The sequence below is a fragment of the Bradyrhizobium sp. LCT2 genome (assembly GCF_009931255.1).
In the GTDB taxonomy this organism is placed as follows: Bacteria; Pseudomonadota; Alphaproteobacteria; order Rhizobiales; family Xanthobacteraceae; genus Bradyrhizobium; species Bradyrhizobium diazoefficiens.
On the sequence record NZ_CP034432.1, the window covers coordinates 3,905,167 to 3,919,522 of the forward strand.

A 14,356-nucleotide genomic window follows, 5' to 3' on the forward strand; every position below is an offset into this window, starting at 1 on the left:
GAGCACACCAAATTCATGGATTTCAACAAAACACGGTACATCCCAATGAGCCGTCGGCGTCGCATTTATGAAGGCAAGGCAAAGGTTCTTTACGAAGGCCCGGAGCCCGGTACCCTGATCCAGCACTTCAAGGATGACGCCACCGCGTTCAATGCGAAAAAGCATCAGGTGATCGAGGGCAAGGGTGTCCTCAACAACCGGATCTCGGAGTACCTGTTTCAGCACCTCAACGACATCGGGGTGCCGACCCACTTCATCCGCCGCCTCAACATGCGCGAGCAGTTGATTCGCGAGGTCGAGATCGTGCCGCTGGAAGTGGTGGTGCGGAACGTTGCCGCCGGCTCGCTGTCGCAGCGCCTCGGCATCGAGGAGGGCACGCAGCTGCCCCGTTCGATTATCGAATTCTACTACAAGAACGACCAGCTCAACGACCCCATGGTGTCGGAAGAGCACATCACCGCCTTCGGCTGGGCGACGCCCCAGGAGATCGACGACATCATGGCGCTCGCCATCCGCGTCAACGACTTCCTCACCGGCCTCTTCCTCGGCATCGGCATCCGCCTCGTCGACTTCAAGATGGAGTGCGGGCGGCTGTTCGAGAACGAGATGATGCGGATCATCGTCGCCGACGAGATCTCGCCGGATTCCTGCCGCCTGTGGGACATCAAGTCGAACGAGAAGCTCGACAAGGATCGTTTCCGCCGGGATCTCGGCGGGCTGCTGGAGGCCTATACCGAAGTTGCAAAGCGCCTCGGCATCCTCATGGAGAACGAGCGTCCGGCGGGCTCCGGCCCGGTGCTGGTGAAGAGCTAAAGGGGTTTTCGACGTGAAGGCACGTGTCACCGTTACCTTGAAAACGGGCATCCTCGATCCGCAAGGCAAGGCCATCGAAGGCGCGCTGAAGTCGCTCGGCGTCGACGGCGTCGCCAGCGTCCGCCAGGGCAAGGTGTTCGACATCGAGCTCGCCGGCGCCGACAAGGCAAAGGCGGAGGCGGCGCTGAAGGAAGCCGCCGACAAGCTGCTGGCGAATACCGTGATCGAGAACTATCGGGTCGAGATCGTTTAGCCCGGTTGCAAACCCCATGGTGAGGGGGCGCGCAAGCGCCGTCTCGAACCATGCAGGCCCGGCTCTCGCACCTCGGCCTCCATCCTTCGAGACGCGCGCAGGGGGCGCGCTCCTCAGGATGAGGAGCTACATTGGTCGTGTACGTTCGCGCTCACAGCCACCCGACGCGGCGGAAGCGCCAGTACAACCCGAGGCAGGCGAGCGCCATTAATCCCAGCACGATGAAGTAGCCGTATTCCAGCTGTAGCTCCGGGATGTACTTGAAGTTCATCCCGTAGATGCCGGCGACTGCGGTCGGGACGGCCAGGATCGCGAGCCACGAGGCGAGCTTCTTGGAGACCGCCGTCTCCTGCGCCTGGCCCACCAGCAGGCTCGCTTCGAAGGCGAAGGCCAGCACCTCGCGCATGGAATCGATGCGCTCCTGGATGTTCCTGACGTGGTCGGTGACGTCGCGGAACAGCGGTTGCATTGTCGCGCGCACCATCGCCAGCTCGTCATGCTCCAGACGGCGGCAGACCTCCACCAGCGGGCCGATCGCATTCCTGAGCCGCAGCAGGTCGCGGCGCAGCATGTAGAGCCGCTCGATCTGCGCCTTGCTGATCGGCTTGGAGAGCACGTCGTCCTCGATGCCCTCGACCTCATCGTGGATGCTCTCGAGCACCGGCGAGTAGTTGTCGACGATGAAGTCGAGGATGGCGTAGAGGATGTAGTCCTCGCCGCGCGCGAGCGCCCGCGGGCAGCTTTCGCAGCGCTCGCGTACCGGCGTGTAGGAGGTCGAGGCGCCGTGGCGCACCGAGACCAGATAGCCTTCGCCGACGAAAATGTGCGTCTCGCCGAAGGCGATCCGGCCCTCGATCAGCTGCGCCGTCCGCGCCACGATGAACAGGGCCTCGCCGTATTGCTCGATCTTGGGCCGCTGGTGGGCGTGGGCGGCGTCCTCGATCGCGAGATCGTGCAGGTCGAACTGCTTCTGCACGGCGCCGAGCAGGGCCGTGTCAGGCTCGTGCAGCCCGATCCAGACCACGTGGCCGGGCTTGGCCCGCCAGCTCGAGGCCTCGCTGATGGCGATGTTGGCGACGCGCCGGCCGTCGACATAGGCACCCGCGGCGACGACGCCCTCAGTGGACACCGGCTGGGAGGAGGATGCAGGCAGCGACGGGACGTTCATGGCTGCAATCCCGGGCAAAATCGTCAGGCAAAAGCGCCGTGGCTATGGCCTGTGTACAAGGCCGTCCGGCGAGGCTAGCACTGGTAAAATCCCCGTCAAATGGCTATGTCTCTGCACGAATTGGCCCTTTGGCCAGCCCGATTCCCGTCACCGTCGGAACCCCTGCCATGAAAGCCGCCATCCTCGTCTTTCCCGGAATCAACCGCGAGCGTGACATGGCGCGCGCGCTGAGGCTGATCTCGGGCAGCGAGCCCGCGATGGTCTGGCACGCCGAGACGTCGCTGCCTGCGGGCACCGATCTCGTGGTCGTGCCGGGTGGGTTCTCCTATGGCGATTACCTGCGCTGTGGCGCAATCGCCGCGCGTGCGCCGGTGATGGACGCGGTGCGCGATTATGCGGCGAAGGGCGGCCTCGTGCTCGGCGTCTGCAACGGCTTTCAGATCCTCTGTGAATCCGGCCTCTTGCCGGGCGTGCTGATGCGCAATGCGCGGCTGAAATTCATCTGCCGCGACGTGCATCTGCGCGTCGAGCGTTCCGACACGCCGTTCACCCGTGGCTACAATGCCGGCCAGGTGATCCGCGTGCCCGTCGCCCATGGCGAGGGCAATTACGAGGCGGACGAAGAGACCATCAAGCGCATCGAAGGCGAGGGGCGGGTGCTCTATCGCTACTGCTCGGCCGAGGGCGTGGTCGACGAGGCCGCCAACATCAACGGCGCGGCGCATTCGATCGCCGGCATCGTCAACGACAAGGGCAACGTGCTCGGCATGATGCCGCATCCGGAAAACCACGTCGAAGACATCATGGGCTGCACTGACGGCCGCGGCCTGTTCGCCGGTCTCGCCCAGCATCTGGAAAAGGCCGCGTGATTTCACCCGTGTTGAAGCGGCTGTCGGTCGCTGCCGCCGTCGCTGCGTTCGCTACGGCCGCGTTCGCCCAGGATTTCCCCAAGCGTCCGATCACCATGATCGTGCCGTTCGCGGCCGGCGGCACCTCGGACGTGATCGCGCGCACCGTCGCCGAGCAGATGAGCGTTGCGCTCGGCCAGACCATCGTGATCGAGAACGTTGCGGGTGCCGGCGGTTCGACCGCGCTGGCACGTGCCTCCCGCGCCGAGCCCGACGGCTACACGATTGCGATCGGCAATGCCGGCACCAATGCCGCGACCTACACGATCTATCCGAAGCTGCCGTTTACGCCGGACTCCTTCGTGCCGATCGCGATGGTGGCGAAGACGTTCGGCATCATCGCCGTGCGCAAGGATTTTCCGGCGAAGGACCTCAAGGAGTTCATCGCCTACGCCAGGGCCAATCCGGCCAAGATCAATCTCGGCCATGCCGGCGTCGGCTCCTCGAACTATTTGATCTGCAAGAGCTTCGTCACCGCCGCCGGGATCGACGCGACGCTGGTCGGCTATCGCGGCGCAGCCCCTGCGCTGACCGATGCGATCGGCAGCCAGATCGACGGCGTCTGCGACGCGGCGGCCTCGGTCTCGCAGTCGATCAACGAGAAGCTGGTGAGGGGACTCGTGGTCGGCTCGACCGTACGGCTCGCGACGTTGCCGGACCTGCCGACGTCGTCTGAAGCCGGGCTGCCGGAGTTCGAGGCGCAGGGCTGGAACGGCCTGTTCGCGCCCAAGGGCACGCCGCCGGCCGTTATCGCCAGGCTGAATGCGGCGGCGCGCACCGCGGTCGAGACCGATGCGGTGAAGAAGCGCTTTGCCGACCTGTCGACCGTCGCGCCCGACGACAACGAGCATACGCCGGAGCTGCTTCAGCAACTGGTGACGCGCGACGTCGAGAAATACCGGAAGATGCTGGCGGACGACGCCAAGCAATAGCGCCTCGCGCTAGCGCAGCTTCAGCCGCTCCGCCGGCACCGTCATCGCGGCGACGCCGGCCATGACCAGCAGCAGGCCCAGCGCCAGGTTCGAGGGCACGCTTTCGCCGAGCAGCAGCACGGAAAGGCCGACGCCGATCGGGATGCGCAAATAGCCTTGCGCGTTCGTGGTAAGCGTGCCGAGCCGGCCGAGGCAGACGTAGAACAGCATCAACCCCAACGCGCTGGAGACGATGCCCATGACGATGGTGGCGACGATCGCCTGAAACGTCGGGTGCAGCGTCCAGGGCTGGTCGATGATCAGCGAGGGCGGGAGCAGGATGAGGCCGCCGAACAGCAGCGAGCCGGCCGCCACCACCATCGGGTCGTAGTCGGATAGCCGGAGGCCGAAGATCGTCGCGCAGGCAAAGGAGATGGTGGCGAGCAGGATCGCGATCTCCGCGACGATCTCGCGGCCGAAGCCGCCGAGCGCATCGAGGCCGACGATGGCGACGGTGCCGGCGAGGCCGAGGATCGCGCCCGCGAGCTTCAACAGCGTGGCCGGCTCGTGCCGCGTGATCAGCGAGGTGATCAGGAAGGCGAAGATCGGCGTAGTCGAGGCCAGCACCACCGTGTTGGACGCCGGCACATATTGCTGCGACCAGGTGATGACCAGGAACGGGAAGGTCGAGTTGATCAGCTGCTGGGTTGCGAACAGCTTCCAGGCCTTCGCATCGGTCGGGATCCTGACGCCTCGTATCCACAGGATCGCGAACAGGAAGGCGGCCGCGATCAGCGAACGCGCCGAGATGAAGGTGATGGGCGGAATGGTGTCCAGCGCGAGCTTGGCCAGCGGATAAGTGGAGCTCCAGCAGCAGGCGAGCGCGAACAGCAGCGCATAGTCGCGCCAGCTGCGTGCGCCGGTGGCGGCCATGGACGACAGCGGCGTTGATGCGGACGCCGTCGTGCGACCCGCCCCCGATGTGCTCTGCGGCACCTTGTTCTTGCTCCCCGGCGCGACCGCGCTTCTCGCAAGTCTGGGCGAGGGGGCGCCAAAAGGGAAGGCGTCGAGCTATGCGTTTGGCTGAGGGAGCGACTTCCGCTTGGCCCGCTTGATCGTCCCGGAAAAGGTGAACAGCAGGCGCTCGCCGGAGGCCATCTGCCCGCGCAGGAAGATCAGCGAACCACCGGCGCGGGTGACCTCGCCGGTGCACTCGATCAGCTCGCCCTCATGCCCGGCATCCAGGAACTCGCAGGCGAAATTGACCGTCACGCCGCGGCCGTTCAGCGCGTTCCGGCCGATCGCGAACAGGCAGTAGTCGGCGAAGGCCATGAAGCAGCCGCCATGGACGTTGCCGGAGCCGTTCAGGTGCTTCTTTTCGACCCGGAAGGCGCAGCGGACGCTGCCGTCCGCTTCCAGGCGGTGCCAGAAGGGGCCGATATGGTTCTCAAAGCTGTCCCTGATCCAGGTCTGCCAGCCCTTGAACTCACCCTCGGTCGCGACATGCAGCTCGGGGCGGGGCGGGGCAGCCATTTTGGTCAATTCGTGCAAGGAAATGGGCCTTCAATTGCGGGTCTTCAGCCCTTAAATCCGATCCGTCCGCGCCGTGCAATTCCCGTTCCCGCACCCCTCGGCCGCAAAACGTGGGACAGTGGGAAAATGCGCCATAAAGGGCTTTTCGCGAGGCCCCGATCTTCCTAAGAACGGCAAAACGCCGTCGAAAGCCCCGAATCCATGAAGAACGAACCCAAGATCACCCCCGAACTGGTTGCCGCCCACGGGCTCAAGCCCGACGAGTACGAGCGCATCCTGAAGCTGATCGGGCGGGAGCCTACCTTCACCGAGCTCGGCATCTTCTCGGCGATGTGGAACGAGCACTGCTCGTACAAATCCTCGCGCATCCATCTCCGCGGCCTGCCGACCAAGGCGCCCTGGGTGATCCAGGGCCCCGGCGAGAATGCCGGCGTGATCGACATCGGCGACGGCCAGGCCGTGGTCTTCAAGATGGAGAGCCACAACCACCCGAGCTACATCGAGCCCTACCAGGGCGCAACCACCGGCGTCGGCGGCATTTTGCGCGACGTCTTCACGATGGGCGCACGGCCGATCGCCTGCCTCAATGCGCTGAGCTTCGGCGCGCCCGAGCATGCCAAGACCCGGCACCTCGTCTCCGGCGTCGTCGCCGGCGTCGGCGGCTACGGCAATTCCTTCGGCGTGCCGACGGTCGGCGGCCAGGTCCGTTTCCACACCCGTTATGACGGCAACATCCTCGTCAACGCGATGGCCGTGGGCCTCGCCGATGCCGACAAGATCTTCTATGCGGCCGCCTCCGGCGTGAACATGCCGATCGTCTATCTGGGCTCCAAGACCGGCCGCGACGGCATCCACGGCGCCTCGATGGCCTCGGCCGAGTTTGACGACAAGTCCGAGGAGAAGCGCCCCACCGTGCAGGTCGGCGATCCCTTCGCCGAGAAGCTTTTGCTCGAGGCGTGCCTCGAGATCATGGAGAAGGGCTGCGTCATCGCGATCCAGGACATGGGCGCGGCGGGCCTGACCTGTTCGGCTGTCGAGATGGGCGCCAAGGGCGACCTCGGCGTCGATCTCGATCTCGACGCGGTGCCGACCCGCGAGGCCGGCATGAGCGCCTACGAGATGATGCTCTCGGAGAGCCAGGAGCGCATGCTCATGGTGCTCAAGCCCGAGAAGGAGAAGGAAGCCGAGGCCATCTTCAAGAAATGGGGCCTCGACTTCGCCGTGGTCGGCTACACCACGCCGAGCAAGCGTTTCGTGGTCAAGCATGGCGGCGACGTCATGGCCGACCTGCCGATCAAGGAGCTCGGCGACGAGGCGCCGCTCTATGACCGGCCGCATGTCCCCTCCGCCGCGCTGCCGGTCGTGCACGCGCGCGAGGTGACGGCACCGATGGGCGTAGGTAGCGCGCTGGAGAAGCTGATCGGCACGCCCGACATGTGCTCTAAGCGCTGGGTCTGGGAGCAGTACGACCACGTCATCCTCGGCAACACCATGCAGCGCCCCGGCGGCGATGCCGCCGTGGTGCGCGTGCAGGACGGCCCGAAGGGCCTGGCGCTGACCGTCGACGTCACGCCGCGCTATTGCGAGGCCGATCCGTTCGAGGGCGGCAAGCAGGCGGTGGCGGAGGCCTGGCGCAACATCACCGCGGTCGGCGGCAAGCCGCTCGCGATCACCGACAATCTCAATTTCGGCAATCCTGAACGGCCCGAGATCATGGGCCAGTTCGTCGGCTGCCTGAAGGGCATCTCGGAAGCCTGCCGCACGCTGGACTTCCCGGTCGTCTCCGGCAACGTCTCGCTCTACAACGAGACCAACGGCCGCGCGATCCTGCCGACGCCCTCGATCGGCGGCGTCGGTCTGCTCGACGATTTCACCAAGTCCGCTTCGCTCGCCTTCAAGGCCGAGGGCGAGGCGATCCTCTTGATCGGCGAGACCCATGGCTGGCTCGGCCAGTCGGTGTACCTGCGCGACATCTGCGGTCGCGAGGAGGGCGCGCCGCCGCCGGTCGACCTCGCTGCCGAGAAGCGCAACGGCGACTGCGTGCGCGGCATGATCCATGCGGGCACCGCGACCGCCGTGCACGACCTCTCGGACGGCGGCCTCCTGATCGCGCTCGCCGAGATGGCGATGGCGAGCGGCATCGGCGCAAAGCTGCTGGCGGCACCGACGGCGCTCGTGTCGCAGGCCTATTGGTTCGGCGAGGACCAGGCGCGCTATCTCGTCACCGTGCCGGAAACGGAGGCCGGCCGCGTGCTCGCCAAGATGCGCGGCTGCGAGGTGCCCTGCGTGCGGATCGGCACCACCGGGGGCGATGCGATCGCGATCGCCGGCGAAGCGCCGGTAATGATCGATACGCTGCGCACCTCGTTCGAGCGCTGGCTGCCGGAGTATATGGGCGGGAAGGCGGCGTAGCGACGCCATCTCCCCGTCATTGCGAGGAGCGAAGCGACGAAGCAATCCACACTGCTGCCTGCGGTGAGATGGATTGCTTCGCTGCGCTCGGAATGACGATAGGAGGCCGGTGCCGTTTCCTCAAAGCACCTTCGTCGCGCCCGGGATCTGCCGCAATGCTCGCGTCAGCGCCCAGCTCGCCGCGACTGTCAGTACAAACCCGAGCGTGGCCTTGACGATCGCCGGCAGGTCATAGTCGAACAGCCAGTATTGCAGCCACAGTGCGATCGGATAGTGCACCAGGAACATGCCGTACGCGTCGCTCTGCATTGGATCGAGCAGCTTGGCTGAGCCTGATTGCTTGAACCTCTGGAAAAAGGCCAGGATCAGAAACATGATGGCGACGCTGAAGACAGTGAAGCAGATGGCATAGAGCGCTTCATACCAGTCCGGCAACGGCGACGGGTTGCCCAGGATTTCGCGCTTGATGAAGATCAGCACCCACAAGAGGCAATAGGGAACGATCGCCAGTACCATCCAGTCCCAGCTGACCCTCGCCATCCGGCCGTCTGCAGCGAGCAGCCCGCGATCCATTTGCGCAACGCCGATGCCGGCACCGAAAAAGAAATAGGTCGCGTAGAGCATCACGCGCCCGTGCTGGACCGAGAACGGCCCGAACTCGAACCAACTGCCTGCTCCGAAGTGAACCCGCCCGGGAATGTAGAACGCCGCGGTGACGGCAAGCATAACCGCGAAGAACACGGCGGGCCGACGGCGACCATATAGCGAGAGGCGATTGATCGGATCGAGCAGATTGGGCGACAGCCGGTGCAACAGGCAGGCAACCAGGTCGAAGGCGAACAAGACCCAAAGGAACCAGATCGGCCCGCTCGGCCACGGGCCCTTCGTGACCATATTCCACCAGAACTCCGAAAAGCCGATCTCGGGATGGTGCCGCAGGGAGATCGCGTAATAGGCGAGCGGAATGACCGTAAGGGCGCAGATCGCGAAGGGTAAGCCCAGCCGAAGCAGGCGATCTGCCAAATAGCTCCGCGCTCCCTTCCGGGCGATACCAGACCAGGCGAACAGTCCCGACAGGAAGAAGAACATCGCCATGAAGAAACTGTCGGTGGCGAGCACGATCATGTCGAAGCCGAAGAAGTACTTCGGATCGGTATGACCGAAATAAGTATAGGGGATCACCGCGTGATGCAGCAGCACCACCAGTGTCAGGAAGGTGCGGGCGCGATCGAGCGACACATTGCGCGTCTTGCTCTTCGGCGCGGCGTGAGCCTCTGCACCGATCGTCGCTGAATGTGACATCGTCATCATGGCCGCCCCGGTCTTGCTCCTGTCCCGGCCAGACTGTGCCGCCGGGAACCCGATTCAGCAAGGGCAGTCTGTGCTGCGCCTTGACCCTGCTGTGCCGTTAGGAACCAGTTCCGTGCAGCGAAGTTAGCATCCGCGCATTGGAGGGCCGCGGTGCGGCACCCAAGTCGGAGTTGGCGATGACGATCCTGAAATGGGCGCTGATCTTTCTCTTGGTCTCGATCGTGGCTGGCGTGCTCGGCTTCACCGGCATCTCGGCCGCCTCCGCCGACATCGCCCGCTTCCTGTTCTACGTCTTCGTCGTGATCTTCCTGGTGCTGCTGATATTGGGGCTCACGATCTTCAGGGCGTAGCTATGTCATTCCGGGGCGGTCCGCAGGACCGAACCCGGAATCTCGAGATTCCGGGTTCGCGTCTGCGACGCGCCCCGGAATGACGCCGCCTCCAGACTACCCCACTTCCTCGATCTTCACCTTGTCCGGATAGAAGGCGAGGTGGCCGGAAATCTCCGTCATCGCGGGGAAGGGCGTTTCATAGGTCCAGATCGCGTTGTCGAGCGTCTTGCCGTCGGCCTTGATGCTGTAATAGCTCGCGTCGCCCTTGTAGGGGCAATGGGTGACACGGTCGGTGCGCTCCAGCAGCGTCATGTTGGCATCCTGTCGCGGTACATATTGCACCGCCGGATATTTGGCCTCCTTCAGCGTCAGCGCCTTGCTGGTCTCGGCGATCACGATGTCGCCCGCCGTGACGCGGACGCGCTTCGGGTTTGGGGTGATGGTGATGGGGTGGTCGGGCCCTGGAAGCTTCATGATTTCACGCCTTTTCGATCAATCTGCCGCGCGCGGCACTTTGTCGTGCCTTTATCCTGATGGGATCAGGGATATAGTGCCTGAGTGCGTGACGTAGAAGGCCGTTCACGCTAAGTTTGGCCCTGCCGGTCCGGGGACCCCGGCAGCGATTCGACGACGAGGCTGATCTCAGCCGAGATAAGGAGCAAGACCCGAATGCCCATGGACGCCCACGATATCGAGGCGATGATCAAGGCAGCGATCCCCGATGCCGAGGTGACGATCCGTGACCTCGCCGGCGATGGCGACCACTATGCCGCGACCGTGATCTCGGAATCCTTCCGCGGCAAGTCCCGCGTCCAGCAGCACCAGATCGTCTATCAGTCCCTGCGCGGCCAGATGGGCGGCGTGCTGCATGCGCTGGCGCTGCAAACCGGGGTACCCGGCACCTGACCTGATCGCAGCGGGGACCGATGATGGCTGCGGACAATCCGCGCGGCGCGATGTTTCGCGTCATCCTGCCGAACCAGCCCAGCCGCGTCACCAATGCCGAGCTGTTCTTCGATCTCGTCTTCGTCTTTGCTGTCACGCAGGTGTCGCACACGCTGCTGCACCATTTCACGCCGCTCGGCGCGGTCGAGGTCACGCTGCTGTTCCTGGCGGTGTGGTGGGTGTGGGTCTACACCGCCTGGGTCACCAACTGGCTCAATCCCGATCTGACGCCGGTCCGAATCCTGATCTTCCTGATGATGCTGGGCGGCCTCGTGCTGTCGACGACGATCCCGACCGCCTTCGATGGCCGTGGTCTCTGGTTCGCGATCGCCTACGCAACCATGCAGGTCGGACGCACCGCGTTCTGGCTGTTCGCAACCCCGCGCCACCGCACGGAAGTGCGGCACAACGCGATCCGCATCCTGGTCTGGCTCTCCGGCTCCGCGATCTTCTGGATTCTCGGCGGCCTCGCGCACGGGGAGGAGAGGCTGTGGTTCTGGATCGTGGCACTGGCGATCGAATACGTCTCGCCCGCCGTGCGATTCTGGGTGCCGAAGCTGGGGTTCTCCTCGGTCGAAGCCTGGGCCGTCGAGGGCGGCCACATGGCCGAGCGCTGCGCCGGCTTCATCATCATCGCGCTCGGCGAGGCCGTCGTCGTCAACGGCGCGACCTTTGCTGAGTTGGAGTGGACCGCGGACAACATCCTGGCCTTCGTCTCGGCGCTCACCGGCGCCATCGCGATGTGGTGGATCTATTTCCACAAGGGCGCCGAGGCCGGCTCCGAGCGCATCTCGAAATCCGCAGAATCCGGCCGGCTGGCGCGGCTCGCCTACACCTATCTGCACATGCCGATCGTCGCCGGCATCATCCTGACCGCGGTGTCGGACGAACTGGTGCTGAAGCATCCGACCGGCCATTCCGACGTCCGCACCATCGTGAGCACGATCGGCGGCCCGCTGGTGTTCCTGGTCGGCACCATCCTGTTCAAGCACGCGATCCGCGGCTTCCTCCAGCTCTCGCACGGCATCGGCATCATCCTGCTCGCGGCGCTGTGGTGGTTCGCGGCGGAGCTCTCGCCGCTGTGGCTGTCGGTCGCGACCACGGTGATCATGATTGTGGTCGCGGTGTGGGAATCGGTGTCGCTAGGATCGAAGCCCGAAGAGGCCGAGGAGCACTGAAGCACGGCAGGCCGGAGGGCGTCGTACGTGGCCTCGCGGAGCGGTCCGAGCGCGCGCCTCGTCCTTCGAGACGACCGCTCCGCGATCTCCTCAGGATGAGGCTAATCGGCCTCGGTGCTCCTCGAAACTGCTGCCGCGCACTCCGTCCTCATCCTGAGGAGCCCGCCCGAAGGCGGGCGTCTCGAAGGATGCGCCGCAGGGAAACCGCTTATATTGCAATAGGCCCTCAGGCCGGCCGTCTGGGGGAAGCGGTGAGAGCGTTTACTCCGCAACCTGCAGCGCATGCACCGAGAACATCTTCGCCGCATCCGTCCAGCTCTCGCGCACCCGCCAGCCGGCGCCGTGGGCCAGCGCGGCGAAGCGCTCGAGGCTGTATTTGTAGCTGTTTTCGGTGTGGATGCTCTCACCGGGGCGGAACGAGAAGCTGGTGCCGAGCAGGCGCACGGTCTGGTTCTTCTTGCTGATCAGGTGCATCTCGATGCGGTGCCGCTCGCGATTGTAGATGGCGCGATGGGTGAAGGCGGAGAGGTCGAAATTGCCGCCGAGCTCGCGGTTGATCCGCACCAGCACATTGAGGTTGAAGCGCGCGGTGACGCCGGCCGCATCGTTGTAGGCGTCGTGGAGCACGCGCTCGTCCTTCTCGAGGTCGGCGCCGATGATCATCTGCGCGCCCTTGCCCAGGATCTGGCGCGCGCTCTTCAGAAAAGCCTGCGCCTCATGCGGCTCGAAATTGCCGATGGTCGAGCCCGGGAAGAAGCCGACCTTGGGCATCGATGCGACCGCCTTTGGCAGCTCGAACGGCGTGGTGAAGTCGGCCGCCACCGGATAGATGCCGAGCGAGGGGAAGTCCCGCTTCAGGCCGTTCGCCTGCTCCTTCAGGAAGTCGCCGGAGATATCCACGGGGACATAGGCGGCGAATTGGCAGTGGTTCAGCAGCAGGCGGACCTTCGTGGTCGCGCCGGCGCCGAACTCGACCAGCGCCGCATGCTCCGGAATGATCTTTGCGATCTCGCTGCCGCGCTCCTTCAGGATCGATAGCTCGGTGCGCGTCGGATAATATTCCGGCAGACGCGTGATCGCCTCGAACAGCTCCGAGCCGGTCGCGTCGTAGAAGTATTTCGGCGACAGCTTTTTCGGCTGCTGCGAGAGGTCCTCGATGGCCTCGCGGGCGAAAGCGGTGGTCTGCTCGTCGGGAAGATGGGCTTCGGCCAAAGCGCTGGCGTGCACATTCATGATACTCTCCTGAACGCGCTGTCCGGCGCGCATTGATCGTCGGATGAGAACTAGTTGTAATCGGCGAGCCGCAGTCCCGTGAATTGCCAGCGGTGGTGCGGATAGAAGAAGTTGCGATAAGTAATACGGCTATGCCCCTCCGGGGTTGCAAGCGAGGAGCCGCGCAGCACCAGCTGGTTGACCATGAACTTGCCGTTGTATTCGCCGAGCGCGCCTTCGATGGCGCGGTAGCCGGGGTAGGGCGAGTAGGACGACCGTGTCCACTGCCAGACGATGCCGAAGGCATCGTTGAGTTGGCCGGCGCGCGCAGCGACCTCCCACTCCATCTCGGTCGGCAGATGTTTTCCGGCCCAGCGAGCGAACGCGTCGGCCTCGTAGTAGCTGACGTGGCAGACCGGCGCGTCGGGATCGACCGGCTTGAGGCCGGCGAGCGTCATCACCTGCCAGGCGCCATCGACCTCGCGCCAATGGCCCGGCGCCTGCCAGTCTTCCTTGCTGACCACAGCAAAGCCGTCCATCAGCCACAGCGTTGCGTTCGCGTAGCCACCGTCGCGCATGAAGGCGAGCCATTCGCCATTGGTGACGAGATTGCGTGCGATCTTGACCGGGCCGACGAGGGCGCGATGCGCCGGCTTCTCATTGTCGAAATGAAAACTGTCGTCGACATGGCCGACGGTGTGGATGCCTTCGTTGAGGATCAACCAGTCATCGCCGGTGCGCGTCGCGGATGGAAAGCGCCAGTCCGGATCGTAGGCCGGATAGACCGGATTCTGCGCAAAGGCGTGCAGGATGTCGGTGAACATCAATTCCTGATGCTGCTGCTCGTGATTGAGCCCGACCTCGACCAGTGGCGCGATGGCACGGAGCTTGTCCTCACCGGCCTCGCGGAAGAATTTGACGACCGCCGCATCAACGTATCTGCGATAGGCGCCGACCTCGCTGGCACCGGGCCGGGTGATGTCTCCGCGGTGATTCCGGGCATGACGGGGGCCGGCGCTGACGTAATAGGAATTGAACAGGAAGGCGAAATCCGGGTGGAAGGGCTGATAGCCCGGGCGATGCTCGCCGAGCAAAAACTGCTCCCAGAACCAGGTGGTGTGGGCCCGGTGCCATTTCGCGGGGCTCGCATCCGGCATGGACTGGATCTGCTGGTCCTCGGGCGACAGCGGCGCGGCCCGGCGCTCGGTCTCGTTGCGGACGGCGAGAAAGGCGTCCTGAAGCCGCTGGGCGAGCTTGCCTGGGGCGGAGGACGGTGACGAAAGCGGGGCGGGGGCCGTAGCGGAAGCTTGTTTCGTCACGTTTTTCTCCAGACAGGACAAGAGAACGTTGTTGGCGTTGCCCGGTTCCAAAACCAAGGTT

The 14,356-nt window shown here is 64.7% G+C and carries 15 protein-coding genes; 8 read left to right on the forward strand and 7 right to left on the reverse strand.

Translation table 11 applies throughout. The features are described 5' to 3' along the window. Nucleotides 1-45 precede the first annotated feature (45 nt). Together purC and purS are read left to right on the forward strand one after the other, a co-directional pair. On the forward strand, nucleotides 46-813 hold the full coding sequence (gene purC / locus EI171_RS18720) for a phosphoribosylaminoimidazolesuccinocarboxamide synthase (RefSeq protein WP_008974302.1): 768 nt from the start codon (nucleotides 46-48) through the stop codon (nucleotides 811-813). 13 nt (nucleotides 814-826) lie between these two features. Beyond that, complete coding sequence (gene purS, locus EI171_RS18725) at nucleotides 827-1,066, forward strand: phosphoribosylformylglycinamidine synthase subunit PurS (RefSeq protein ID WP_014494125.1); 240 nt, start codon at nucleotides 827-829, stop codon at nucleotides 1,064-1,066. 151 nt (nucleotides 1,067-1,217) lie between these two features. On the opposite strand, the gene EI171_RS18730 is transcribed toward purS, so the two are convergent. Further along, complete coding sequence (locus EI171_RS18730) at nucleotides 1,218-2,234, reverse strand: magnesium and cobalt transport protein CorA (protein WP_028173365.1); 1,017 nt, start codon at nucleotides 2,232-2,234, stop codon at nucleotides 1,218-1,220. 167 nt (nucleotides 2,235-2,401) lie between these two features. On the opposite strand from EI171_RS18730, the gene purQ reads away from it, so the two are divergent. Together purQ and EI171_RS18740 are read left to right on the forward strand one after the other, a co-directional pair. Beyond that, nucleotides 2,402-3,103 (forward strand): phosphoribosylformylglycinamidine synthase subunit PurQ, encoded by a 702-nt coding sequence (gene purQ, locus EI171_RS18735; protein ID WP_028173366.1) that lies wholly within the window; start codon nucleotides 2,402-2,404, stop codon nucleotides 3,101-3,103. Beyond that, nucleotides 3,100-4,074, forward strand: coding sequence for a tripartite tricarboxylate transporter substrate binding protein BugD (locus EI171_RS18740; RefSeq protein ID WP_028173367.1), 975 nt, complete (start codon nucleotides 3,100-3,102; stop codon nucleotides 4,072-4,074). The genes purQ and EI171_RS18740 overlap by 4 nt, the downstream gene beginning before the upstream one ends. Before the next feature lie 9 nt (nucleotides 4,075-4,083). On the opposite strand, the gene EI171_RS18745 is transcribed toward EI171_RS18740, so the two are convergent. Beyond that, entirely contained in the window at nucleotides 4,084-5,049 is a 966-nt protein-coding gene (locus EI171_RS18745) for a DMT family transporter (protein WP_161534363.1), read from the reverse strand. A gap of 75 nt (nucleotides 5,050-5,124) precedes the next feature. Then, on the reverse strand, nucleotides 5,125-5,604 hold the full coding sequence (locus EI171_RS18750; RefSeq protein ID WP_060908146.1) for a PaaI family thioesterase: 480 nt from the start codon (nucleotides 5,602-5,604) through the stop codon (nucleotides 5,125-5,127). Between the two features lie 183 nt (nucleotides 5,605-5,787). On the opposite strand from EI171_RS18750, the gene purL reads away from it, so the two are divergent. Further along, a complete protein-coding gene (gene purL / locus EI171_RS18755) occupies nucleotides 5,788-7,998 on the forward strand; it encodes a phosphoribosylformylglycinamidine synthase subunit PurL (protein WP_161534364.1) in 2,211 nt (736 codons plus the stop codon). Between the two features lie 120 nt (nucleotides 7,999-8,118). Here the strand turns inward: purL and EI171_RS18760 are convergent, their stop codons facing one another. After that, nucleotides 8,119-9,309 carry an acyltransferase gene (locus EI171_RS18760; protein ID WP_060908144.1) on the reverse strand — a complete coding sequence of 397 codons (1,191 nt, stop codon included), beginning with the start codon at nucleotides 9,307-9,309 and terminating at the stop codon, nucleotides 8,119-8,121. A gap of 176 nt (nucleotides 9,310-9,485) precedes the next feature. Here EI171_RS18760 and EI171_RS18765 point away from each other — a divergent pair, with 176 nt between their 5' ends. Next, the gene (locus EI171_RS18765) at nucleotides 9,486-9,659 is read left to right on the forward strand and encodes a DUF1328 domain-containing protein (protein ID WP_007612121.1); all 174 of its coding nucleotides are present in this window, start codon (nucleotides 9,486-9,488) and stop codon (nucleotides 9,657-9,659) included. A gap of 96 nt (nucleotides 9,660-9,755) precedes the next feature. Here the strand turns inward: EI171_RS18765 and EI171_RS18770 are convergent, their stop codons facing one another. After that, the gene (locus tag EI171_RS18770; RefSeq protein ID WP_028173372.1) at nucleotides 9,756-10,115 is read right to left on the reverse strand and encodes a DUF427 domain-containing protein; all 360 of its coding nucleotides are present in this window, start codon (nucleotides 10,113-10,115) and stop codon (nucleotides 9,756-9,758) included. Nucleotides 10,116-10,310: 195 nt separating this feature from the next. On the opposite strand from EI171_RS18770, the gene EI171_RS18775 reads away from it, so the two are divergent. Together EI171_RS18775 and EI171_RS18780 are read left to right on the forward strand one after the other, a co-directional pair. After that, complete coding sequence (locus EI171_RS18775; protein WP_011088461.1) at nucleotides 10,311-10,547, forward strand: BolA family protein; 237 nt, start codon at nucleotides 10,311-10,313, stop codon at nucleotides 10,545-10,547. Nucleotides 10,548-10,570: 23 nt separating this feature from the next. Further along, entirely contained in the window at nucleotides 10,571-11,764 is a 1,194-nt protein-coding gene (locus EI171_RS18780) for a low temperature requirement protein A (RefSeq protein ID WP_161534365.1), read from the forward strand. Nucleotides 11,765-12,025: 261 nt separating this feature from the next. Here the strand turns inward: EI171_RS18780 and egtD are convergent, their stop codons facing one another. Beyond that, on the reverse strand, nucleotides 12,026-12,997 hold the full coding sequence (gene egtD, locus EI171_RS18785; RefSeq protein WP_161534366.1) for an L-histidine N(alpha)-methyltransferase: 972 nt from the start codon (nucleotides 12,995-12,997) through the stop codon (nucleotides 12,026-12,028). A gap of 50 nt (nucleotides 12,998-13,047) precedes the next feature. Further along, the gene (gene egtB, locus EI171_RS18790; protein WP_161537036.1) at nucleotides 13,048-14,346 is read right to left on the reverse strand and encodes an ergothioneine biosynthesis protein EgtB; all 1,299 of its coding nucleotides are present in this window, start codon (nucleotides 14,344-14,346) and stop codon (nucleotides 13,048-13,050) included. Between the last annotated feature and the right edge of the window lie 10 nt (nucleotides 14,347-14,356).

What these genes read in the sequence shown, in the direction of transcription:
- purC (WP_008974302.1), top strand. Translation starts at nt 46, where the DNA reads ATGAGCCGTCGGCGTCGCATTTATGAAGGCAAGGCAAAGGTTCTTTAC.
- EI171_RS18730 (WP_028173365.1), bottom strand. Translation starts at nt 2,234, where the DNA reads ATGAACGTCCCGTCGCTGCCTGCATCCTCCTCCCAGCCGGTGTCCACT.
- purQ (WP_028173366.1), top strand. Translation starts at nt 2,402, where the DNA reads ATGAAAGCCGCCATCCTCGTCTTTCCCGGAATCAACCGCGAGCGTGAC.
- purL (WP_161534364.1), top strand. Translation starts at nt 5,788, where the DNA reads ATGAAGAACGAACCCAAGATCACCCCCGAACTGGTTGCCGCCCACGGG.
- EI171_RS18760 (WP_060908144.1), bottom strand. Translation starts at nt 9,309, where the DNA reads ATGATGACGATGTCACATTCAGCGACGATCGGTGCAGAGGCTCACGCC.
- EI171_RS18765 (WP_007612121.1), top strand. Translation starts at nt 9,486, where the DNA reads ATGACGATCCTGAAATGGGCGCTGATCTTTCTCTTGGTCTCGATCGTG.
- EI171_RS18770 (WP_028173372.1), bottom strand. Translation starts at nt 10,115, where the DNA reads ATGAAGCTTCCAGGGCCCGACCACCCCATCACCATCACCCCAAACCCG.
- EI171_RS18775 (WP_011088461.1), top strand. Translation starts at nt 10,311, where the DNA reads ATGCCCATGGACGCCCACGATATCGAGGCGATGATCAAGGCAGCGATC.
- EI171_RS18780 (WP_161534365.1), top strand. Translation starts at nt 10,571, where the DNA reads ATGGCTGCGGACAATCCGCGCGGCGCGATGTTTCGCGTCATCCTGCCG.
- egtD (WP_161534366.1), bottom strand. Translation starts at nt 12,997, where the DNA reads ATGAATGTGCACGCCAGCGCTTTGGCCGAAGCCCATCTTCCCGACGAG.